Here is a 21,289-nt window from a genome sequence, read left to right on the forward strand (position 1 = left end):
ACCCTCGCGCACGTACACACGTAAGGGACCGTCTCCACTTCCATGCAGCTTGTTATCGTCGAATCGCCGGCCAAGGCGAAGACCATCGAGAAATACCTGGGCAAGGACTTCAAGGTTCTTGCTTCCTACGGTCACGTCCGGGACCTGCCGCCGAAAGACGGCAGCGTGCGGCCGGACGAGGATTTCGCGATGGACTGGGAACTCTATCGCGACAAGCAGAGCCGCTTCAAGGAAATCGCCGACGCGGCGAAGAAGGCCGACCGGCTCGTACTCGCAACCGACCCCGATCGGGAGGGCGAGGCGATTTCGTGGCACGTGCGCGAGCTGCTGGCCAAACGCAAGGCGCTGCCGGCGAAGGTCGACCGGGTCACCTTCAACGCGATTACCAAGCCTGCCGTCACGGAGGCCATGGGCCGCCCACGCGAGCTCGATAACGATCTTGTCGATGCCTACCTTGCCCGCCGCGCGCTCGACTATCTCTACGGTTTCACGCTTTCGCCGGTGCTCTGGCGCCGCCTGCCGGGCGCGAAGAGCGCGGGCCGTGTGCAGTCGGTTGCGCTCCGGCTGATCGTCGATCGGGAGCGCGAGATCGAGGCCTTTCGCGCACAGGAGTACTGGTCGGTCGTCGCGAAGCTCGAGCAGGACGGCACCGAATTCGATGCGCGCCTGGTCAAATACGATGGCAAGAAGCTCGACAAGCTGACGCTCGGCGACGAGGGCAGCGCGATGGCGGCAAGGGCCGCGGTCGAGCAGGGCCGCTTCACGATCGAGGAGATCGAGACCAAGCCGCTCACGCGCAATCCGGCCCCGCCGTTCACCACTTCGACGCTGCAGCAGGAGGCTGCGCGCAAGCTCGGCTTTTCCGCCAGCCATACCATGCGGCTTGCGCAGTCCCTCTACGAAGCGGGCGCGATCACTTACATGCGTACCGACGGCGTGCAGATGGACGGCAGTGCGATCAGCGCCGCGCGCAAGGCGATCGCGGACCGCTACGACGGGCACTACCTTCCGGAAAAGCCCCGGCATTACAGCACCAAGGCGAAGAATGCTCAGGAGGCGCACGAGGCGATCCGTCCGACCGATTTCTCGCGTGATCGTGCTGGATCGGGCGACGAGGGGAAGCTTTACGACCTGATATTCAAGCGCGCGATGGCGAGCCAGATGGCCGCCGCGCGGCTCGAGCGCACCACCGTCACCCTGCGCGACGGGACGGGCAAGAACGAACTGCGCGCGACTGGGCAGGTGGTGAAGTTCCCGGGCTTCTTCGCCGTCTATCAGGAAGGGTTCGACGACAAGGATAGCGACGACGACGAGGGTCTGCTGCCGGTCATGCACAAGGGTGACAGCCCGGTGAAGAAGAGCGTCGACGCCAACCAGCACTTCACCCAGCCGCCGCCGCGCTTCTCTGAGGCCTCGCTGGTGAAACGGCTCGAGGAGCTCGGCATTGGCCGGCCCTCGACCTACGCCTCGACGATCCAGACGCTGCGCGACCGCGCATATGTGCGGATGGAGAAAAACCGTTTCTTTGCAGAGGAATCTGGGCGGCTTCTCACAGCCTTCCTCGAACGCTTCTTCGACCGCTACGTCGCCTACGATTTCACCGCGGGGATGGAAGACGAGCTTGACGAGGTTTCCGGCGGACGCGAGGAATGGAAGGCCCTGCTCAACCAGTTCTGGCGCGATTTCAAACCCAAGACCGAAGAAGTCATGGAGCGCAAACCCTCGGAAGTGACCGAGGCGCTCGACGATTTCCTGTCCGACTACCTCTTCCCGCCGCGCGCCGATGGCAAGGACCCGCGTATCTGTCCGCTGTGCGAGGCTGAGGGGCGCTCCGGCGGCCGGCTCGCGTTGCGGGGCGGGCGCTACGGTGCGTTCGTCGCCTGCGCCAACTATCCCGAGTGCAAGTTCACCCGCCGCTTCGCGCAGCCCGGCGCCGATGGCGAGGCTGCGGCCGATGATGGAGTGCTCGGCAAGCACCCCGAGACGGGCGAGGACATCCACCGCAAGACCGGGCGTTTTGGTCCCTATGTCCAGATGGGCGAGGGCAAGGATGCGAAGCGGGCGAGCATTCCCAAGGATCTGCCCGATTTCGATCTCGAATGGGCGATCAAGCTGCTCGAGCTACCCCGGATCGTCGGCCAGCACCCGGAAACCGGGCAGGACATCGAAGCGAATATAGGGCGTTACGGCCCATATCTTCGCCATGACGGCAAGTACGCCAAGCTGTCCTCGACCCGTGACGTGTTCGAAACTGGCATGAACGCCGCCGTCACCGCGCTCGCCGAAGCGGCCCAGCGCGGCGGCGGCACGCGCGCCAAGGCGGAGCCGATCAAGACCCTTGGCGCCCATCCGACCAGCGGAGGCGAGATCAAGGTCATGCCGGGCCGCTACGGTCCCTACGTCACCGACGGCACGACCAACGCCACGATCCCGAAGGACGTGAAGCCCGAGGACGTCACCGAAGCGCAGGCGATCGAACTGATCGATGCACGAGCAGCCAAGGGTCCGGCGAAGAAGAAAGGCGGCCGGAAGGCAGCGCCGAAGAAGAAGCCTGCCGCAAAGAAGAAAGCTGCGCCGAAAAAGAGCGCCGCGAAGTGATCGTCGCGGTCTCGCCTCGCGGCCGCGGCGGAAGGAGATAGGCATGGCGAAGGAGCATTTCGAGCGCCACAAGCAGCCGTGGAAGGCCGACGAGGCCGGTCAGCTTCGCACGCTCGCCGCCAAGGGCCACGGCCTCAAGGCTATCGCCAAGGCGCTGGGCCGCAGCGAGGAATCGGTCAAGGACTTCGCCAAGAAGAACAAGATCGGAATCGCCAAGAAACGGTAGCGGCGCTCAGTCGCCGCTCCGGAGCGCCAGACCTCAGCGCCCCCAGTCCAGCCCGATTTCCTCGAAGATCTCGCGGTTCTCGGCCCAGTTCTCCTCCACCTTCACGTGGAGGAAGAGGTGGACCTTCACGCCGAGCATTTCGCCCAGTTCCTTGCGCGCCGCCTCGCCGATCGCCTTGATGCGGCTGCCGCCCTTGCCGAGCACGATCGGGCGCTGGCTTTCGCGGCCGACGACGATCTGCTGGTGGATCTCGAGGCTGCCGTCGGGGCGCTGCTGATAGCTCTCGGGCCGCACGGCGCTGTCGTAGGGCAGTTCTTCGTGGAGCTGGCGGTAGAGCTGCTCGCGCGTGATCTCGGCGGCGAGAAGGCGTTCGCTGGCATCGGAGACCTGGTCCTCTGGGTACATCCACGCGCCTTTGGGCATCATTTCGGCGAGCGCCGCCTCCATCTCCGGCACGCCGTCTCCGGTGAGTGCCGAGACGAAGAAGATCTCCGCGAAGTCGACTTTGCCGGAAAGCTCCTGCGCCAGCGCGAGCAGCGGCTCCTTCTTCGCCACGTCCACCTTGTTGAGCACCAGGATCTTGCGCTCGGGCCGGGCGGCGAGAGCTTCGAGCAGCGGCTCCAGCTCGTGCCGGCGCTGCTTGACCGGATCGACCAGCAGTAGCACCGCGTCGGCCGCCTCGGCGCCTTCCCACGCGGCGCTCACCATCGCGCGGTCGAGCCGCCGGCGCGGTGTGAAGATGCCCGGGGTATCGACCAGGATCATCTGCGTCTCGCCGTGCAGCGCAATGCCGAGCATGCGCGCGCGGGTTGTCTGCGCCTTGGCGCTGGTGATCGCGACCTTCTGCCCGACGAGCTGGTTCACCAGCGTGGACTTGCCCGCGTTCGGCGCGCCGATCACGGCGACGAGGCCGCAGCGGGTATTCGTATCGTCGGTCACCCGAACATCTCCATGAATTTGCGTGCGGCCGCGGTTTCGGCCTCCTGCTTGCTGTTGGCGGTTGCCTCGGCCTCGCCGACCTTGTGCACCTTGACCCGCACGGTGAAGCTGGCTGCGTGGTCGGGGCCGGAGCGGTCGATCAACTCGTATTGCGGCGGGCGGCGCTGGTTACCGGCGGCCCATTCCTGCAGCGCACTTTTCGGATGCTTGGAGCGGCCGGCGTGCCCCTCGACCAGGTCGTTCCACAGCTTGTGAACGAGATCGCGGGTCACATCGAACCCGCTCTCGACGAAGCTGGCGCCGAGCAGCGCTTCCATCACGTCGCCGAGCACGTTGTCGCTCTCGGCCGCGCCGTCGTCGCGCGCCTGCTTGCCGAGACGGACGTGCGCCGGGGTGCCGATCTCACGGGCGATACCGGCGCAGGCCTGGCGGCTGACGAGCGCGTTGAGGCGCTGGGCCAGCTCGCCTTCCGCTGCGCCATTGCGCCCGTAAAGCCACTCGGCGATCGAGAGGCCCAGCACCCGGTCGCCGAGGAACTCGAGCCGTTGGTAGTGCCGTGTATCGCCCGTACTGCCGTGGGTGAGTGCCTCGCGCCACAGCCCCTCGTCCCCGACTGCGAAGCCGACGCCGGCAAGCCAGTCGCGCGTCTTGCCTTCGAGCGTGCTCACAGCCCGTCCCCGATGCGGCTCCAGCGCGCGGCGGTGAACCAGGTCCAGGGCTTGATCCACTCGGCGCTGCCGTCGGTCGACCACATGATCGCACTCGCGCGGCCGACGAGATTCTCCTGCGGGACGAGCCCGACACCGCCGCCCGGCATGGCGGGGAAGCGGCTGTCCTGCGAGTTGTCGCGGTTGTCGCCCATCACGAAGATCGTCCCCTCGGGCACGATCCTGGGGCCGTAGTCGTCCTGCGGGGTGGGGCCGAAGTCGAGGATGTCATAGCTACGGCCCGAAGGCAGCGTTTCGCGGAAGCGGGCGTAACGGCATTGTTCGCCGCCTTCGCCGTCCGTCTCTCGCACCGCCGCCCAGGCGCAATCGGTGTTGGGGGAGACGGGGATCACGAAATCCTCGATCCGCTGCTTCGCCACCGGCTCGCCGTTGATGAAGAGCTGGCCGCCGCGCATCGCCACGGTGTCGCCGGGCAGGCCGATCACGCGTTTGATGTAGTCGGTGTTGTCGATCGGATGCTTGAAGATCACCACGTCGCCGCGCTCGGGCTGATCGGCAAACAGGCGGCCCGGGATTAGCGGGGCGGAGAAGGGCAGCGAGTAGTCGCTGTAGCCGTAGGGCCACTTGGCCGCGACCAGGTAGTCACCGTTCATCAGCCGGGGCAGCATCGATTCGCTGGGGATCGAGAACGGCGAGAAGATGAAGCTGCGGAAGATCAGCACGACCAGCGCGAGCTTGATCAGAAACAGCAGGAAGCTGCCGAGCGTCTCGCTCTGCTCCTCCGGCTTCGGCGCTTCGGCTTCGGACACCGGGGTCATGCCGAGCCGGGGTGTTGACAGATGTGACACGATCGCGCCCCCGGAAAACCGCGGTTCCGGCGGGAAAGGTCACAAAGGCCCGTGACCTCCCGAAGAGGACGGTTCCGGCTCGGTTGAGTGCTTGCAAACATCGCCACAGTCCCTAGTCGGGCGCCCACGATGTAGGAAAGGGATTTTCGCATGACCGACGCAGTTTCCGCAGCCTGGCAGCAGATCGAGGCCGTGCCGCAGCGCACGCTGAAGGAGCTGTTCGCGAGCGATCCCGACCGGGTGGCCAAGCTCTCGCAGCGACTCGAATGGGGCGAAGGCGAGACCGCCGGTGGAATCCGCTTCGACTGGTCGAAAACCCATCTCGACGAGGACCTCATCGCCGGCTTCGAGGCGCTGGCCGAGGCGCGCGGTTTCCCGGCGCAGCGCGCGGCCCTGCTCGGCGGCGAGAAGATCAACGTCACCGAAGGGCGCGCGGCCGAGCACACGGCCCAGCGTGGCATCGGCAGCGAAGCGTCGGTGGAAGAAGCCGCCGCGCTCCATGCACGCATGCGGCTGCTGGTCGAGGCGATCCACGAGGGCGCGCTGGGTCCGGTGAAGCACCTGATTCATATCGGCATCGGCGGCAGTGCGCTCGGCCCGGCGATGGCGGTCGATGCGCTGACCCGAGATCTGGCGCTGGTCGAGGTGCATGTCGTCTCGAACATCGACGGGCTGGCGCTCGAACAGGCCTTTGCTGCCTGCGATCCGGCCACCACGCTGATCGCGGTGGCGAGCAAGACCTTCACCACGATCGAAACGATGACCAACGCCGCCAGCGCGCTCAAGTGGCTGGGCGACAACGGCGTGTCCGATCCCTCCGGCCGCGTTGTCGCGCTCACCGCGAGCCCGGAGAGGGCCGTCGAATGGGGCGTCGACGAAACCCGCGTCCTGCCGTTTCCCGAGAGCGTCGGCGGACGCTATTCGCTGTGGTCCTCGATCGGCTTCCCGGTCGCGCTCGCCGTCGGGTGGGAGGAATTTGCGGCCATGCTCGCTGGCGCGCGGGCGGTCGACGAGCATTTTCGCGACACCGATGGGCGCGACAATCTGTGCCTCCGCGCAGCCTTCGCCGACCAGTACTACACCAGCGTGCGCGGCTGCCAGACCCGCGCCGTCTTCGCCTACGACGAACGGCTCGCGCTGCTGCCGGACTATCTCCAGCAGCTCGAGATGGAATCGAACGGCAAGCGGGTAACGGCGGACCAGCGGCCGGTCTCCGGCCCGACCGCGCCGATTACCTGGGGCGGGGTAGGCACCGACGCGCAGCACGCGGTGTTCCAGCTCCTCCACCAGGGCACCAATCTGGTGCCGATCGATTTCATCGCCAGCGTGGCGCCCGGTGACACGCTCGACCCCGCGCATCACCGCATCCTGCTGACCAACTGCTTCGCGCAAGGCGCAGCGCTGATGGCCGGCGACGCGGGCGAGGACCCCGCGCGCCACTTCCCCGGCGACCGCCCGAGCGCGACGATGCTGTGCGACGACCTCGACGCCGCCGCGCTCGGCGCGCTGATCGCATTCCACGAGCACCGCACGTTCGCCAACGCGGTCATGCTGGGCATCAACCCGTTCGACCAGTTCGGCGTCGAGCTCGGCAAGCGCATGGCGAAGGACATCGAGGCCGGGGGTGGAGATTTCGATGCGAGCACGGAGGCGCTGCTTCAGGCTGCAGGGTTGGGGTGAGCGATCCCAGTTCCCGCTGGGATGACGGAAGGCGAGGAGAGCGTGACGGAAATGGCGAAGAGCGCCGGGCGTGGGTTGGGCTCGCCCGTTACCTTGCGCTAGCGTTGGGAGCATGAGGTTCCTACGCACTCTTGTCGCAGCGCTCGCCGCCCTGCTGGCGTTCGCCTCCCCCGTGTCGGCGGAGGAAGCGCGGACCATATTGTTCGTCGGCAACAGCTTCACCCAGGGTGCCACGTCTGCGGTCATGCACTACCGGCCGGAGAGCGTGAACGATCTGAACGGGGAGGGCGTGGGCGGTATTCCCGCGCTTTTCGAGCGCTTTGTCGAGCAGGCGGGGCAGGCGTGGAAAGTGTCGCATGAGCTGCGCGGGGGCTCGACGCTGGGTTTCCACCTCACTGAGCGGCGCGACAAGATCGATGCGCCGTGGGACGTGGTGGTGATGCAGCAGTATTCGGTGCTCGATCCCGAGCGGCCGGGCGACTCCGGGCGGACAATGGCCGATGCGCCGGCGCTGGCGCAGATGTTCACTCGCGCCAATCCGGCGGTGGATGTCTATCTGATGGCGACCTGGTCGCGCGCGGACCAGGTCTATCGCGAGGACGGGCACTGGCATGGCCGGCCGGTCGCCGCGATGGCGCTCGATCTTCGGCGGGCGATGGACGTGGCGGACGCGGCGTCTCCGGAGATCGACGGCGTAATCCCGGTGGGGGAGGCATGGAACCGCGCAATCCAGCGTGGCGTGGCCGATCCCAATCCTTACGACGGGCGGACCTTCGGTCAGATCGACTTGTGGAGCCACGACCAGTATCACGCGAGCATCGAGGGGTCGTACCTCGAGGCGCTGGTCGTGTTCGGCTATGTCACCGGGATCGATCCGCGCACACTCGGACCCGACGAGCAAGCGGCGCGGGATCTCGGCATGTCCGCCAGGATCACGCAGGCGCTGCAGCAGGTTGCGGCGGCACAACTCGGCATGGTCTGAATCCGGCGGATTGCATGGCAAACCAGTTCTTGTGCTCCAGCTAACAAATGTGCCATTGTTTCCGGGTGGTTATCCGTAGTATCCGCCCGTCGTGAAAGTCGGGCGAACCAGCAGCTTTCGCGACGCGCATCTTGCTGCGATCGTGGACCATTCCTCCGACGCGATCGTGTCGAAGGACCTCGACGGCAATGTTTTGAGCTGGAACGTCGCGGCCGAGAGGCTGTTCGGGATCCCGGCTTCGGAGATGATCGGACAGTCGATCCGGCGGATCATCCCCGCCGATCGACAGGACGAAGAAGACAGGATTCTCGCCCGGGTCCGCAGCGGCGAGCTGGTTCCCAAGTTCGAGACCATGCGACTGCGCGCCGACGGGGCGGAGATCCCGGTTGCGATCACGGTATCGCCCATTCGCGACGAACTGGGCCATATCATCGGCGCCTCCAAGATCGCCAACGATCTGCGCGAGCAGGCCAGCCTGCGCACCGAGCTGCTGCGCAGCCAGCGGCAGTTCAAGGCACTTGCCAACAATATTCCGCAGCTCGCGTGGATGGCCACAAGCGACGCGCGCGTCTTCTGGTACAACCAGCGCTGGTACGATTTCACCGGCACCACCCCGGAGAACACGCAGGGCTGGGGCTGGCACGAGATCCTGCATCCGGACCATGCCCAGCGGGTGATCGACAGCATCGGGGATACCTGGAGCAAGGGCGAGCCGTGGGAGGGAACCTACCCTCTGCGCGGCGCCGACGGCGAATACCGCTGGTTCCTTTCCCGCGCGCAGCCGGTCCACGACGAGAAGGGCGATCTGCTTTTCTGGTGCGGCACCAATACCGACATCACGGAAGAGCGCGAAACCAACGAACGCATCCGCCTGCTGATGAACGAGGTCAACCACCGCGCGCGCAATATCCTGGCGACGATCCAGGCCATCGTGCACCGCACGGTGGGCGAGGCCGATCCTGCGTTGACCGAAGCGCTCGTGCGCCGGATCACCGCGCTGGCGGCCAACCAGGACCTGCTGACCAAGAGCAATTGGTCTGGCGCGACAGTAGACGCGATTTGCAGGTCGCAGATGCTTCATGTCGTCGATCCTTCGGACGGCCGCGTCGAATTCGACGGGCCCGAAGGTCTCATGCTGAAGCCGACGGCGGCGGAGGCGTTGGGACTGGCGATCCACGAACTGGCGACCAATGCGATGAAATACGGTGCGCTTTCGAGCGAAACCGGCAAAGTGTCGCTGCGCTGGGACATTGTCGAAACCGAAGGCAAGCAGCGCCTCGATATCGAATGGCGCGAGAGCGGCGGGCCGCCGGTCAGCCGCCCGGACCACAAAGGCTTCGGCACGGCTATCATTACGCGCAATCCGGAAATGGCGCTCCGCGGCAAGGTGACGCTGGATTACGCTCCCGAAGGCGTCGTCTGCCGCGTTACCACGACCGACAAGGTGTTTTCCGACGGTGCCTCGGCCGGTTCGCAGACGGAAGGGCAGCGCGCCGCGGCGACGGGATGACTCAGGCCGCCTTTCGGCTTTCCAGTTCGAGGCCGATCGGCTCGGGCGCGGCGAGGCGGTTTCTCGGAAATGCCTCGGGGCAGTTGTCCGCGATCCAGTCCAGCATCGCTTCGCGAATATCGCACCGCAGATCGAACAGCATGCCCGAATCCGCCGCGCTCATCAGCAGCCGCAGCTCGATCGCGTCGCGGTGCGTTTCGGTGACCTGCGCCACTTGCACGCGGCCGTCCCACCGGGGGTTCGCCTTGATCCGGCGCTCGAACTCGGCGCGGATCGGCGCGATCTTGGCTGCGGGGTCGAGGTAGAGGACCACCGTGCCGAGCAGTTGCGCGGTCTTCTTGGTCCAGTTCTGGAACGTATCCTCCAGAAAGCGCGAGGTGGGGACAATCAGCCGCCGCTCGTCCCAGATCTTCACCACCACGTATGTCGTGCGGATGTCCTCGATCCGGCCCCATTCGCCATCGATGATCACGACGTCATCTATGTTGATCGGCTCGGTCAGCGCCATCTGCACGCCCGCGATCAACGACCTGAGCGCGGGCTGCGCGGCGGCACCCACCGCGAGTCCCGCGAGCCCGGCGGAGGCGACCAGCGTCAGCCCGACGTCGCGCACGCCGGGGATCGAGAGCAGCATCAGCCCGACGGTGACGAAGACGATCAGGAACGTCGCGATGCGGCTGAACATCGTCAGCTTGGTGCGCTGGCGGCGAGCAGCGAGATTGTCGGCCACGGTGATATCCGCGCGCAGTTTCATCGCCTCGATCAGCGCGTGGAGGATCGCGAGCGCGATCCAGCCGACCAGCGCCGGCATCACGAAGCTGGCGACTTTCTGCCAGATGGAGTCGAGCGCCGGGACCTCGCGCGCGACAAGCACCAGGGCGAGCGCGATCAGGGCGACCCGCGTGGGCCGGGCGAGGCAGCGCACGAGGACGTTGTCCGAACCGCTGTCGCTGTGGCGGGCGATGCGGCGCAGGATGCGAAACACGATCCAGTGTGCGAGAAGTGCCATGAGCGTCGCCGCGAGGCCCACGGCGATTATGCTCCAGGGGCTATGCAGGGCTTGCGCCTGCCGGTCGATGGCATCGACGATGGGGTCGAACATTGCGGGAAGCTCCGGTTGCTTCAATCGGGATGGGAGCCGCCGGGCGCGCGGTCTCCCTATGGTTGGAATCGGTTGCGGCGGGCACCGGTTCCCCTTTCCCGCCCGGGTAGCGGCCGGGCCAGGCCCACGCGCGGCATTGACTTTGGCGGGAATTGCCCCCATCTGCGCCTTCAGCGAAGCGCGCGTGCCAGCGTGAAGCGGCGGCCCGAGACAGGGACGCCCCGGCCGCACTTCGGTTTACCCAAGAGACTTCCCTTTTCACGCGGGCGGTTTTGACAACCACCGCGAGCGCGCGCCATTTCGGCTGCGCGCCGCATATATTGCGAGTTCAATCCACAATGACATTCGAACAACTCGGGCTGTCGCAGCCCGTCCTCCAGGCGCTTGACCTGAAGGGATACAACACGCCCACGCCGATCCAGGCGCAGGCCATTCCGCCCGTGCTCGAAGGGCGCGACCTGCTCGGAATCGCCCAGACCGGCACCGGCAAGACGGCGGCTTTCATGCTGCCCTCGATCGATCGGCTGCGCGACGCGGAGCGGCAGACGCCGTTCAAGTCGTGCCGCATGCTGGTGCTCGCCCCGACGCGCGAGCTGGCCGGGCAGATCGCCCAGTCGGCCAAGGATTACGGCGCGCTCGCCGGCCTCAAGGTCCAGTCGATCGTCGGCGGGACTTCGGTCAGCAAGGACCGCAACAAGCTCCACCGCGGGACAGATATCCTCGTCGCTACGCCGGGCCGCCTGCTCGATCTGATCGATCAGAAGGCGTTCGGCCTGGGCGGGGTCGAGATCCTCGTGCTCGACGAGGCCGACCAGATGCTCGACCTCGGCTTCATCCATGCGCTGCGCAAGATCAGCCAGCTCGTGCCGAAGGAGCGCCAGACGCTGTTCTTCAGCGCGACGATGCCGAAGCAGATCAAGGACCTGGTCGGGCAATATTGCCACAACCCGGTTCAGGTCTCGGTGACGCCGGAAAGCACCACCGCCGAGCGGATCGACCAGTACCTGTTCATGGTCCAGCAGGACGAGAAGCAGACGCTGCTCGAAATGATCCTCGCCGGCCGCCATCCGGTGCCGGGCAAGATCGAGCGGGTGCTCGTCTTCACCCGCACCAAGCACGGCGCGGACCGCGTGGTGAAGAAGCTGGCGCAAGTCGGCATCGCGGCCAATGCGATCCACGGCAACAAGAGCCAGCCGCAGCGCGAGCGTGCGCTGGCCGAGTTCCGCTCTGCCAAGACGCGGATTCTCGTCGCCACCGACGTCGCCGCGCGCGGGATCGACATTCCGGGCGTGAGCCACGTCATCAACTACGAGCTGCCCAACGTGCCCGAGCAGTACGTCCACCGCATCGGCCGCACCGCGCGCGCCGGGGCGGACGGGATCGCGGTCGCCTTCTGCGCCGAGGACGAGCGCGCCTACCTGAAGGACATCCGCAAGACGACCGATGCGGAATTCACTCGGCTCGACCTGCCGCCGAACTTCCGCGCGGTGGTCGAGGGCGTCGGGCCGACCAAGCCCGAACCACGCCAGCCGCGTCAGCGTGTCGCGGTGAAGCCGCGGGGCGAGGCGCGCTCCGCCGGGGGTGAACAGCGCAAGCCGAAGCGCAAGCACCCGAATCACGCTGGGGGCGAGCGACGCGAAGGTGCCGGCCGCGGTCGTTCATCTCGGCGCCGCGGACGGTCGGGTCGCAGCGGACAGGGCTGAGGCTGGCGTTACTTCGCTGGACTTCACCGCACACGCGCCGGTAATGCGCTTCCTTTGCGCGACCCAGCCAGCAACGGGCGACTAGTGATGGAACACCTCTCCAACGCCACAGCGGCGCCGATCGAGCGTATTCAGGAGAACCTGATCGCTCGCGTCGAGCGGCGGATTCTCAACCGCCTCTGCGCTGTCATGCCAGGCTGGGTCACGCCCGACATGCTGACGTTCACCGGCATGTTCGGCGCCGTGCTCGTCTTCGCCGGCTATCTCGCGAGCAACCTCGACGCCGGATGGCTGTGGCTGTCGATCGCCGGCTATGTGGTCCACTGGTTCGGCGATTCGCTCGACGGCAGCCTGGCGCGCTTCCGCAAGATCGAGCGTCCGCGCTACGGCTATTTTCTGGATCATAGTTGTGACGGTTTCGCGACGATGCTGGTCGTCGTCGGCATTGGCCTCAGCGCCTATGTCGAACTGGAAGTCGCCCTGATAGCGTTGGCCGGATACCTGCTCATGTCGATCCACGCGTTCCTGTCGGTACGCGTGCTGGGCGAGCTTCGGCTTTCCTACCTCAACGCAGGGCCGACCGAGCTGCGGCTGATCCTGATCGGCCTCACGCTGACGATGCTGATCGCCGGGCGGGAGAATCCGATCATCTGGCAGCTAAACGGGTTCGACCTGTTCGTCGGCGGTACTGGGCTGCTGCTGATTGTGCTGTTCGTCGTGCAAACCTTCTCCACGGCGCGCCGGTTGGCGAAGGAAGAGCCAGCCGTCCACCGCCACCGAGACTGATCGCGGCCAACTCCTGCGGTTGGCAAGTGTCGCCATGCCCGCCATATCGCGCGTCCAGACAAGGAGCGCGCGCATGGCCGACCAGTACGATTACGACCTTTTCACCATCGGTGCCGGTTCGGGCGGCGTGCGCGCAAGCCGGGTGGCCGCCGCACATGGCGCCAAAGTCGCCATTGCGGAGGAGCACCGGGTCGGCGGTACCTGCGTCATCCGGGGCTGCGTGCCCAAGAAGATGCTCGTCTACGGGGCTCACTTTGCGGAGGATCTGGAAGACGCCAAGGCCTTCGGGTGGACGATCGACAATCCCAGGTTCGACTGGGCCACGCTGCGCGACAACGTTCTGCGCGATGTCGACCGGCTGAATGGCCTCTACACCGAGACGCTGGAGAACCACGGGGTCGAGATCATCAACGAGCGCGCCGAACTGACCGGCCCGCATGAGATCACCCTGGCGAGCGGCCGGAAGGTCACCGCGAAGCATATCCTGGTCGCCACCGGGGCACGTCCGCACATTCCTGCATGCCCGGGCAACGAACTCGGCATCACCAGCAACGAGGCGTTCCACCTCGACGCGCTGCCGCCACGCATCCTGATCGCCGGCGGCGGCTATATCGCCAACGAGTTCGCCGGGATCTTCAACGAGTTCGGCAGCCAGGTCACGATCATCAACCGCTCCGACAAGCTGCTGCGCGGTTACGACGAGGCGCTGCGCGATCGTCTGCTGCAGATCAGCGTGATGAAGGGCATCGATTTCCGCTTCCATGCCGAGTTCCGCGGAATCGAGCAAACGGATGACGGAGGCCTCAAGGTATCGATGACCAACCACGACGATCTCGTGGTCGACGGCGTCCTGTTCGCCACTGGGCGGGTCCCCAATACCGAGGGTCTGGGGCTCGACAAGGCCGGCGTGAAGCTGGGCGCGAAGGGCGAGATCGTGGTCGACGAGTTCAGCAAGACCAGCGTCGATCACATCTACGCCGTCGGCGACGTCACGAACCGCGTACAGCTCACTCCGGTCGCGATTCGTGAGGGCCAGGCCTTTGCCGACACCGTCTTCGGCGGAAAGCCCACCAAGGTCGATCATAGCTGCATCCCCGCCGCCGTGTTCAGTCACCCGCCGCTCGCCGGCGTAGGACTGACGGAAGGCGAGGCGCGCAACAAGTACGGCTCGGTGCGCGTCTACCAGTCCGACTTCCGGCCGATGAAGAACGTGCTCGCCGGCCGCAACGAGCGCGCGCTCTACAAGATGATCTGCGACGAGGACTCGGGACGCATCCTCGGCATCCATATGATCGGGCCGGAAGCGGCGGAGATCATGCAGGCCGCGGCCGTGGCGGTGAAAGCCGGGTTGACCAAGGCGGACTTCGACGCGACGGTCGCGATCCATCCGACCATGGCGGAAGAACTGGTGTTGCTGCGGTAAGCCCACAGGACCCTGTGAGGGCAGGGGACGCAGCGCCGTAGGCTCGAGACCTCCACCTTTTGCAGGGCACTTGTAACGCGCATGAAAGATTGACGCTCGCTTGCGCTGCCCGCTAGGCCTCCGCCACCGCAAGATCAGGGGTCAGGATGTCCGCCAATATCGCCGAAATGGAACGCCGCCGTGAAGCCGCTCGCATGGGCGGCGGGCAGAAGCGGATCGATGCGCAGCACGCCAAGGGCAAGCTGACCGCGCGCGAACGGCTCGACGTGCTGCTCGACGAGGGCAGCTTCGAGGAACTCGACACCTACGTCGAGCACGACTGCGTCGATTTCGGCATGCAGGACCAGAAGATCCCCGGCGACGGCGTCGTCACCGGCTCGGGCACGATCAACGGCCGGCTGGTCTATGTCTTCAGCCAGGACTTCACCGTCTTCGGCGGCTCGCTGTCGAAGCGCCATGCGGAGAAGATCTGCAAGGTGATGGACATGGCGATGAAGGTCGGCGCACCCGTCATCGGCCTCAACGACAGTGGCGGCGCGCGCATCCAGGAAGGCGTCGCCTCGCTCGGCGGTTATGCCGAGGTGTTCCAGCGCAATGTGCTCGCATCGGGCGTAGTGCCGCAGATCAGCCTGATCATGGGCCCGTGTGCGGGCGGGGCGGTCTATTCGCCGGCGATGACCGACTTCATCTTCATGGTGAAGGACAGCTCGTACATGTTCGTGACCGGGCCCGACGTGGTCAAGACGGTCACCAACGAAGTCGTGACGCAGGAGGAATTGGGCGGGGCGGTGACGCACACGACCAAGACCAGCGTCGCCGATCTCGCATTCGAGAACGACATCGAGACGCTGCTCGCGACGCGCGACTTCTTCGACTACCTGCCGCTGTCGAACCGCGAGGATGTGCCCGAGCGGCCGACCGCCGATGCCTGGGACCGCGAGGAGCCGTCGCTCGACACGCTGATCCCCGACAACGCCAACCAGCCTTACGACATGCACGAAGTCATCCGTAAGGTGCTCGACGAAGGCGATTTCTTCGAGATCCAGCCGGCGCATGCGGGAAACATCATCTGTGGCTTCGGCCGGGTCGAGGGCCGCACCGTGGGCGTGGTGGCGAACCAGCCGATGGTGCTCGCAGGCGTGCTCGACATCAATTCCAGCAAGAAGGCCGCTCGCTTCGTGCGCTTCTGCGATGCGTTCGATATTCCGATTCTGACCTTCGTCGACGTCCCCGGCTTCTTGCCCGGAACCAGCCAGGAACTCGGCGGGATCATCAAGCACGGCGCCAAGCTGCTGTTCGCCTATGCCGAAGCGACCGTGCCCAAGATCACCGTCATCACCCGCAAGGCCTACGGCGGGGCCTACGACGTGATGGCCTCCAAGCACTTGCGCGGCGATCTCAACTACGCCTGGCCGACCGCCGAGATCGCCGTGATGGGCGCCAAGGGCGCGGTCGAGATCATCTTCCGCCAGGATCGTGACGATCCCGAAAAGATCGCGGAGAAGACGAGGGAATACGAAGACCGCTTCGCCAACCCCTTCGTCGCCGCCAGCCGCGGCTATATCGACGAGGTGATCTACCCGCATTCCACGCGGCGGAGGATCGCCCTGGGTTTGCGCAAGCTACGCGGCAAGCAGCTCGAGAACCCGTGGAAGAAGCACGATAATATTCCGCTGTGAGCGATGACCATCTCCGATACTGGGGGGCAGGTGTTACTGCGGTAATATCAATGATCTTCCTGTGGTACTTCTATCAAGGTTTGAAATTAGGAACGGTTACAATCCCACTTCGCCACCTTGATGAGCTACTGGAGTGGGATCGGGGAGAAACAATGTATTGGTTCGCGATCGGCGCTAACTTTATCGGTGGCCTTGCAGCTGCTTGGTTCAGCTATTCGATCTGGAGTGGAGCAATATGAAACTCGGCCGTCTCAACCATATCGGCGTCGCGACGCCTTCCATTGCCGACAGCATCGCGCACTATCGTGAAACGATGGGGGCGACCGACATCATCGAGCCGTTCGACCTGCCCGAGCAGGGAGTGAAGGTCTGCTTCGTCAACACGCCGACCGATAGCGGCATGAACGGCACGCAGATCGAGCTGATCGAGCCGCTGGGCGAGGATTCGGCGATCCGGGGGTTCCTCGAGAAGAACCCGCTCGGCGGGCAGCATCACGTCTGCTTCGAGGTCGAGGATATCGCGGCGGCACGCGAATGGTTCGAGGGGAAGGGCAAGCGCATCCTCGGTCCAACGCGGATCGGGGCGCATGGTACGCCGATCTTCTTCGTCCACCCGAAGGATATGATGGGGCAGCTTACCGAGATCATGGAGACGCCCAGGGCTGGCACGGCCGCCGGGCACTGATCTGCTCCATCGGCGCAAAAAGGACCGACGGCGCGGCGTGGTGCCGCCCCGCCGGTGCTCTCGTATCAGCTCGTGGCAGTATCGGCCTTCACGACTGTGACGGTGGTGCCGTCGTCGGCGGTGGCGGTCCAGCTTCCGTCGGCCCCGGGGGCGCTGTCGGTCCAGCACAGCTCCGCGCCGCCTTCGGGCGTCAGGCAGCTCTTGCCTTCCTTCACCGCCCAGACGCCGTGAGCCGTCTCTTCCCCTTCCATCATGTCGACATAAGTGCCGTCGTCATTGATGGTCGTGCTGGTAATCGTACCGTCCGCCCAGGTCACCGTGTAGGTGCCGGCAGCGTCTTCGGCGGCGAGCGCGGACGTCGTTCCTCCAGCGGCGTCTGCTGTCTCGGCCGGAACCGCTGCCGCATCCGTCGTGTCCGCGGGCGCCGGCGTCTCGTCGGCGCCCTGCGAACAGGCGGATAGCGCGACCATCGCAGCGATCAGAACAAGGCTTCTCATCTCCCAGATCTCCTTATTTTTCTTGGAGGTTAGGCGATGATACTCCTGCGGAACGCGCACCGCAAACGATCTGCGACGGGTGTCCCCGGTTGCTGTGTCAGACCAACTCGACCGCCACCGCCGTGGCTTCGCCGCCGCCGATGCAGAGCGAGGCCACGCCGCGCGTCTTGCCCTGACGCTTGAGCGCGTTGAGCAGCGTGACGATGATCCGCGTGCCGCTCGCCCCGATCGGATGGCCGAGCGCGGTGCCGCCGCCGTTGATGTTGATCTTCTCGTGCGGGATGCCGATGTCGCGCATGGCGAACATGGCGACGCAGGCGAATGCCTCGTTGACTTCCCACAGGTCGACGTCGTCGACCGACCACCCGGCCTTGTCGAGCACCTTCTGGATCGCGCCGATCGGGGCGACGGTGAATTTCGCCGGCTCCTGCGCATGCGCTGCCATGGCGACGATCTTCGCCACCGGGGCGAGGCCTTTGTTCTTCGCGACGCTTTCGCGGGTCAGGACCACGGCGGCGGCGCCGTCGGAAATCGAGCTGGAGGTGGCGGCGGTGATCGTGCCGTCCTTGGCGAAAGCGGGACGGAGAGTCGGGATCTTGTCCGGCTTGCCGCGGCCCGGTTGCTCGTCGGTGTCGACAACCGTCTCACCGGCGCGGGTCGTGAAAGTTACCGGGACGACCTCGTCGGCGAAGGCGCCGCTCTCGATCGCCGCATTCGCGCGGCGGAGCGATTCGATCGAGTAGTCGTCCATCTCCTCGCGGGTCATCTGGTATTCGTCGGCAGTGCACTGGGCGAACGTCCCCATGGCGCGGCCCGCTTCGTAGGCATCCTCCAGCCCGTCGAGGAACATGTGGTCGTAGGCCGTGTCGTGCCCGATGCGCGCGCCGGAGCGGTGCTTCTTGAGCAGGTAGGGGGCGTTGGTCATGCTCTCCATGCCGCCCGCGACGACGAGGTCGATCGTGCCAGAGGCAAGCGCTTCCGCGCCCATGATGACGGTCTGCATGCCGCTGCCGCAGACCTTGTTCACGGTCGTGGCCTGGACCGACTTGGGCAGGCCGGCCTTGATCGCCGCCTGACGGGCCGGCGCCTGGCCGAGCCCGGCAGGGAGGACGCAGCCCATATAGATACGCTCGACATCCTCCCCCGAAACGCTGGCGCGCTCGACCGCGGCCTTGACCGCGGTTGCGCCGAGATCGGTTGCCGAGACGTCCGCCAGAGCGCCCTGCATGCCGCCCATCGGCGTGCGCGCGTAGGAGAGGATCACGACGGGATCGGCGGCGGAAAACTGGGCCATCGGGAGAATGCCTTTCGATTGGACTCGTATCTTGCCGGCCTAGGTAATGTTGCAGTGCGGCAAAGGCAAATCGTGCGATCGCTTGTCAAAGGCGAGGGTCTGGTGAACAATCGGTAGCAAAGAGAAACCAGTGGAGAGAGCGATGGCCGAGTCCCCGAAGTCCACCATGGAGACCCTGCTGCATAAGCAGCGCGACGCCTTCACCCTCGCGCGGCCCGAAGGGCTCGACGTGCGCCGCGATCGGGTGAAGCGGGCGATTGCGCTGCTCAAGGACAATGCCGAGGCACTCTGCAACGCGATGAGTGCCGACTTCGGCAATCGCAGCGCGCACCAGTCGATGATCACCGACATCGCGGGCACGGCGAACTTCGGGAAGTACTGCCTCAAGCACCTCGACAAGTGGGCGAGGGCGGACAAGCGGCACGTGCAGTTCCCGCTCGGCCTGCTCGGCGCGAAGGCCGAGGTGCGCTATGAGCCCAAAGGCGTGATCGGCATCCTCAGCCCGTGGAATTTTCCCGTGAACCTGAGCTTCGGTCCGCTGATGCAGGTGCTCGCCGCCGGCAACCGGGCGATGATCAAACCGAGCGAATTCACCGAGCGGACCTCGAAACTCTCGGCGGAACTGTGCGCGAAGTATTTTGCGGAGGAGGAAGTCGCCTTCGTCACCGGGGGTCCGGAGGTCGCGCACGAATTCTCCGGGCTGCCGTTCGATCATCTGGTCTTCACCGGCTCGACCGCGACGGGACGCAAGGTGATGGAGGCTGCGGCGCGCAACCTCTGCCCAGTCACGCTCGAACTCGGCGGGAAGTCGCCCGTGTTCCTTGGCCGCAGCGCCAATCTCGAGCAGGCGGGGGAGCGGATCGCGCTCGGCAAGATGCTGAACGCGGGCCAGATCTGCCTCGCGCCCGACTATATGTATGTGCCGGAGGACAAGGAGGACGCGGCGATCGCGGCGGTCGAACTGGGCGTCCACAAGATGTACCCGACCCTACTGGAAAACGAGGACTATGCCTCGGTCGTAACCGACCGGCACTTCGACCGTCTGCAGGGCCTCGTCGCCGATGCACGGGACAAGGGTGCCGAGGTGATCGAGGTCAATCCGGGCAAGGAAGATTTCGGCAACACCAACGCACGCAAGATGCCGCTGACGATCCTGCGCAATGTCAGCGACGACATGCAGGCGATGCAGGAAGAGATCTTCGGCCCGGTGCTGCCGGTGAAGACCTACAAGGATGTCGACGAAGCGATCGACTACGTGAACCGGCGCGACCGGCCGCTGGGGCTCTACTACTTCGGGCAGGACGCGGGCGAGCGCGAGCAGGTGCTGACCCGCACGATCTCGGGCGGTGTGACGGTCAACGACGTGGTCTTCCACGTCTCGATGGAGGACTTGCCGTTCGGCGGTGTCGGCCCGAGCGGGATGGGCTCCTATCACGGGATCGAGGGCTTCCGCGAGTTCAGCCACGCGCGCAGCATCTACACCCAGCCGAAGATCGACATCGCCAAGCTTGGCGGGTTCAAGCCGCCCTATGGCGCGGCGACCGAAAAGGCGGTTCGAACGTTGATGAAATAGCGGTTCGCCTGCGACTCTCCGGTACCGGTCAACTGTTGCGAATCGTTCGCATTCCCATGCCCTTGCACCATGCGGGACAGGGGCCTAGAGGCGGGCGCGAAACATCCTTCCCCGTGGGAATCGCCCCAAGGAAAACCGTGTGGTCGACCTGAGCCAATACCTTCCGATCCTGATCTTCCTGGTCATCGCCCTGGGCCTCTCGGCAGCGTTCGTCTTTCTGCCGATGGGTGTCGCGCGTCTGACCGGCGCGCACAATCCCGACGCTGAGAAGCTGAGCGAGTACGAGTGCGGCTTCCCCGCGTTCGAGGACCCGCGCAGCCAGTTCGACGTGCGCTTCTACCTGATCGCGATCCTGTTCATCGTGTTCGACCTGGAGGCGGCGTTCCTGTTTCCCTGGGCCGTCAGCCTCGACCTGACCGGATGGCCGGGCTGGATCACCATGATGATCTTCCTGTTCGAACTCGCCGTGGGCCTTGCCTACGCCTGGAAAGTGGGAGCCCTGGAATGGGAGTAGACCACAGCCCGACGCGCCCGAAGCTCAACCCCGCGCTGCACGACGCGCCGACCGCACGCGGCGGCGAAGTGCGCCAGCCCGGCGGAGATTACTTCCGCGCGCTGCAGACCGAGGTGAACGACAAGGGTTTCCTCGTCACCAGCACCGAGGACTTGTTCCAGTGGGCCCGCACGGGCTCGCTGTGGTGGATGACCTTCGGCCTGGCCTGCTGCGCGGTCGAGATGATTCACGTCAACATGCCGCGCTACGACATGGAGCGCTTCGGCGTGGCTCCGCGAGCCAGCCCGCGCCAGTCCGACGTGATGATCGTCGCGGGTACGCTGTGCAACAAGATGGCTCCGGCTCTGCGCAAGGTCTATGACCAGATGTCGGACCCGAAGTACGTCATCTCCATGGGTAGCTGCGCCAACGGTGGCGGCTACTACCACTACAGCTATTCGGTGGTGCGCGGGTGCGACCGCATCGTGCCGGTCGATATCTACGTGCCCGGCTGTCCGCCGACCGCCGAGGCGCTGCTCTATGGCGTGATGCAGCTCCAGCGCAAGATCCGCCGCGAAGGGACTATTGAGAGGTGATTGGCTC

General features: G+C 65.6%; 20 protein-coding genes. 14 read left to right on the forward strand and 6 right to left on the reverse strand.

Translation table 11 applies throughout. The features are described from left to right. The first annotated feature begins 42 nt into the window (after positions 1–42). Both topA and D2V04_RS04570 read left to right on the forward strand, forming a co-directional pair. Positions 43–2,598 (forward strand): type I DNA topoisomerase, encoded by a 2,556-nt coding sequence (gene topA / locus D2V04_RS04565; RefSeq protein ID WP_119512111.1) that lies wholly within the window; start codon positions 43–45, stop codon positions 2,596–2,598. A gap of 43 nt (positions 2,599–2,641) precedes the next feature. Continuing rightward, positions 2,642–2,824, forward strand: a complete 183-nt coding sequence (locus D2V04_RS04570; RefSeq protein WP_119512112.1) for a hypothetical protein — start codon at positions 2,642–2,644, stop codon at positions 2,822–2,824. 33 nt (positions 2,825–2,857) lie between these two features. On the opposite strand, the gene era is transcribed toward D2V04_RS04570, so the two are convergent. From era to lepB, 3 genes are read right to left on the reverse strand one after another with little or no spacing between them, the layout of a single operon-like run. Further along, positions 2,858–3,763 (reverse strand): GTPase Era, encoded by a 906-nt coding sequence (gene era, locus D2V04_RS04575; protein WP_119512113.1) that lies wholly within the window; start codon positions 3,761–3,763, stop codon positions 2,858–2,860. Beyond that, complete coding sequence (rnc, locus tag D2V04_RS04580; RefSeq protein WP_119512114.1) at positions 3,760–4,431, reverse strand: ribonuclease III; 672 nt, start codon at positions 4,429–4,431, stop codon at positions 3,760–3,762. Before rnc ends, era begins: the two co-directional genes overlap by 4 nt. Beyond that, complete coding sequence (gene lepB / locus D2V04_RS04585) at positions 4,428–5,249, reverse strand: signal peptidase I (protein ID WP_119512115.1); 822 nt, start codon at positions 5,247–5,249, stop codon at positions 4,428–4,430. The genes rnc and lepB overlap by 4 nt, the downstream gene beginning before the upstream one ends. A gap of 180 nt (positions 5,250–5,429) precedes the next feature. On the opposite strand from lepB, the gene pgi reads away from it, so the two are divergent. From pgi to D2V04_RS04600, 3 genes are all read left to right on the forward strand, one after another. After that, positions 5,430–6,959: a glucose-6-phosphate isomerase gene (gene pgi / locus D2V04_RS04590; RefSeq protein WP_119512116.1), complete on the forward strand. Its 1,530-nt coding sequence runs from the start codon at positions 5,430–5,432 to the stop codon at positions 6,957–6,959. 112 nt (positions 6,960–7,071) lie between these two features. Then, positions 7,072–7,941, forward strand: coding sequence for a PEP-CTERM sorting domain-containing protein (locus tag D2V04_RS04595; protein WP_119512117.1), 870 nt, complete (start codon positions 7,072–7,074; stop codon positions 7,939–7,941). Positions 7,942–8,032: 91 nt separating this feature from the next. Beyond that, positions 8,033–9,451: a PAS domain S-box protein gene (locus D2V04_RS04600; protein ID WP_119512118.1), complete on the forward strand. Its 1,419-nt coding sequence runs from the start codon at positions 8,033–8,035 to the stop codon at positions 9,449–9,451. A 1-nt stretch (position 9,452) separates the two neighbouring features. Here the strand turns inward: D2V04_RS04600 and D2V04_RS04605 are convergent, their stop codons facing one another. Then, entirely contained in the window at positions 9,453–10,553 is a 1,101-nt protein-coding gene (locus D2V04_RS04605) for a mechanosensitive ion channel family protein (protein WP_228766265.1), read from the reverse strand. Positions 10,554–10,891: 338 nt separating this feature from the next. Between D2V04_RS04605 and D2V04_RS04610 the strand changes: the two genes are divergently transcribed. From D2V04_RS04610 to mce, 6 genes are all read left to right on the forward strand, one after another. Beyond that, positions 10,892–12,256, forward strand: a complete 1,365-nt coding sequence (locus D2V04_RS04610; RefSeq protein ID WP_119512119.1) for a DEAD/DEAH box helicase — start codon at positions 10,892–10,894, stop codon at positions 12,254–12,256. Between the two features lie 87 nt (positions 12,257–12,343). Next, positions 12,344–13,042, forward strand: a complete 699-nt coding sequence (locus tag D2V04_RS04615; RefSeq protein WP_119512120.1) for a CDP-alcohol phosphatidyltransferase family protein — start codon at positions 12,344–12,346, stop codon at positions 13,040–13,042. A 73-nt stretch (positions 13,043–13,115) separates the two neighbouring features. Further along, on the forward strand, positions 13,116–14,465 hold the full coding sequence (gene gor / locus D2V04_RS04620) for a glutathione-disulfide reductase (RefSeq protein ID WP_119512121.1): 1,350 nt from the start codon (positions 13,116–13,118) through the stop codon (positions 14,463–14,465). 146 nt (positions 14,466–14,611) lie between these two features. After that, complete coding sequence (locus tag D2V04_RS04625; protein WP_119512122.1) at positions 14,612–16,144, forward strand: acyl-CoA carboxylase subunit beta; 1,533 nt, start codon at positions 14,612–14,614, stop codon at positions 16,142–16,144. Next, the gene (locus tag D2V04_RS17725) at positions 16,141–16,383 is read left to right on the forward strand and encodes a hypothetical protein (protein ID WP_147391766.1); all 243 of its coding nucleotides are present in this window, start codon (positions 16,141–16,143) and stop codon (positions 16,381–16,383) included. The genes D2V04_RS04625 and D2V04_RS17725 overlap by 4 nt, the downstream gene beginning before the upstream one ends. Continuing rightward, a complete protein-coding gene (mce, locus tag D2V04_RS04630) occupies positions 16,380–16,829 on the forward strand; it encodes a methylmalonyl-CoA epimerase (RefSeq protein WP_119512123.1) in 450 nt (149 codons plus the stop codon). The genes D2V04_RS17725 and mce overlap by 4 nt, the downstream gene beginning before the upstream one ends. A 65-nt stretch (positions 16,830–16,894) precedes the next feature. Here mce and D2V04_RS04635 read toward each other — a convergent pair whose 3' ends face one another. Both D2V04_RS04635 and D2V04_RS04640 read right to left on the reverse strand, forming a co-directional pair. Then, positions 16,895–17,326, reverse strand: a complete 432-nt coding sequence (locus D2V04_RS04635) for a hypothetical protein (RefSeq protein ID WP_147391767.1) — start codon at positions 17,324–17,326, stop codon at positions 16,895–16,897. A 97-nt stretch (positions 17,327–17,423) separates the two neighbouring features. Further along, on the reverse strand, positions 17,424–18,620 hold the full coding sequence (locus tag D2V04_RS04640; RefSeq protein WP_119512125.1) for a thiolase family protein: 1,197 nt from the start codon (positions 18,618–18,620) through the stop codon (positions 17,424–17,426). A gap of 142 nt (positions 18,621–18,762) precedes the next feature. Here D2V04_RS04640 and D2V04_RS04645 point away from each other — a divergent pair, with 142 nt between their 5' ends. The 3 genes from D2V04_RS04645 to D2V04_RS04655 all read left to right on the forward strand — a co-directional run bounded on the left by D2V04_RS04645 (position 18,763) and on the right by D2V04_RS04655 (position 21,282). Then, the gene (locus D2V04_RS04645; protein WP_182849660.1) at positions 18,763–20,193 is read left to right on the forward strand and encodes a coniferyl aldehyde dehydrogenase; all 1,431 of its coding nucleotides are present in this window, start codon (positions 18,763–18,765) and stop codon (positions 20,191–20,193) included. A 139-nt stretch (positions 20,194–20,332) separates the two neighbouring features. Further along, positions 20,333–20,707, forward strand: a complete 375-nt coding sequence (ndhC, locus tag D2V04_RS04650; protein WP_119512126.1) for an NADH-quinone oxidoreductase subunit A — start codon at positions 20,333–20,335, stop codon at positions 20,705–20,707. Then, positions 20,698–21,282: a NuoB/complex I 20 kDa subunit family protein gene (locus D2V04_RS04655; RefSeq protein WP_228766266.1), complete on the forward strand. Its 585-nt coding sequence runs from the start codon at positions 20,698–20,700 to the stop codon at positions 21,280–21,282. Before ndhC ends, D2V04_RS04655 begins: the two co-directional genes overlap by 10 nt. The last annotated feature ends 7 nt before the right edge of the window (positions 21,283–21,289 follow it).

This window comes from Pelagerythrobacter aerophilus, assembly GCF_003581645.1.
Taxonomy (GTDB): domain Bacteria; phylum Pseudomonadota; class Alphaproteobacteria; order Sphingomonadales; family Sphingomonadaceae; genus Pelagerythrobacter; species Pelagerythrobacter aerophilus.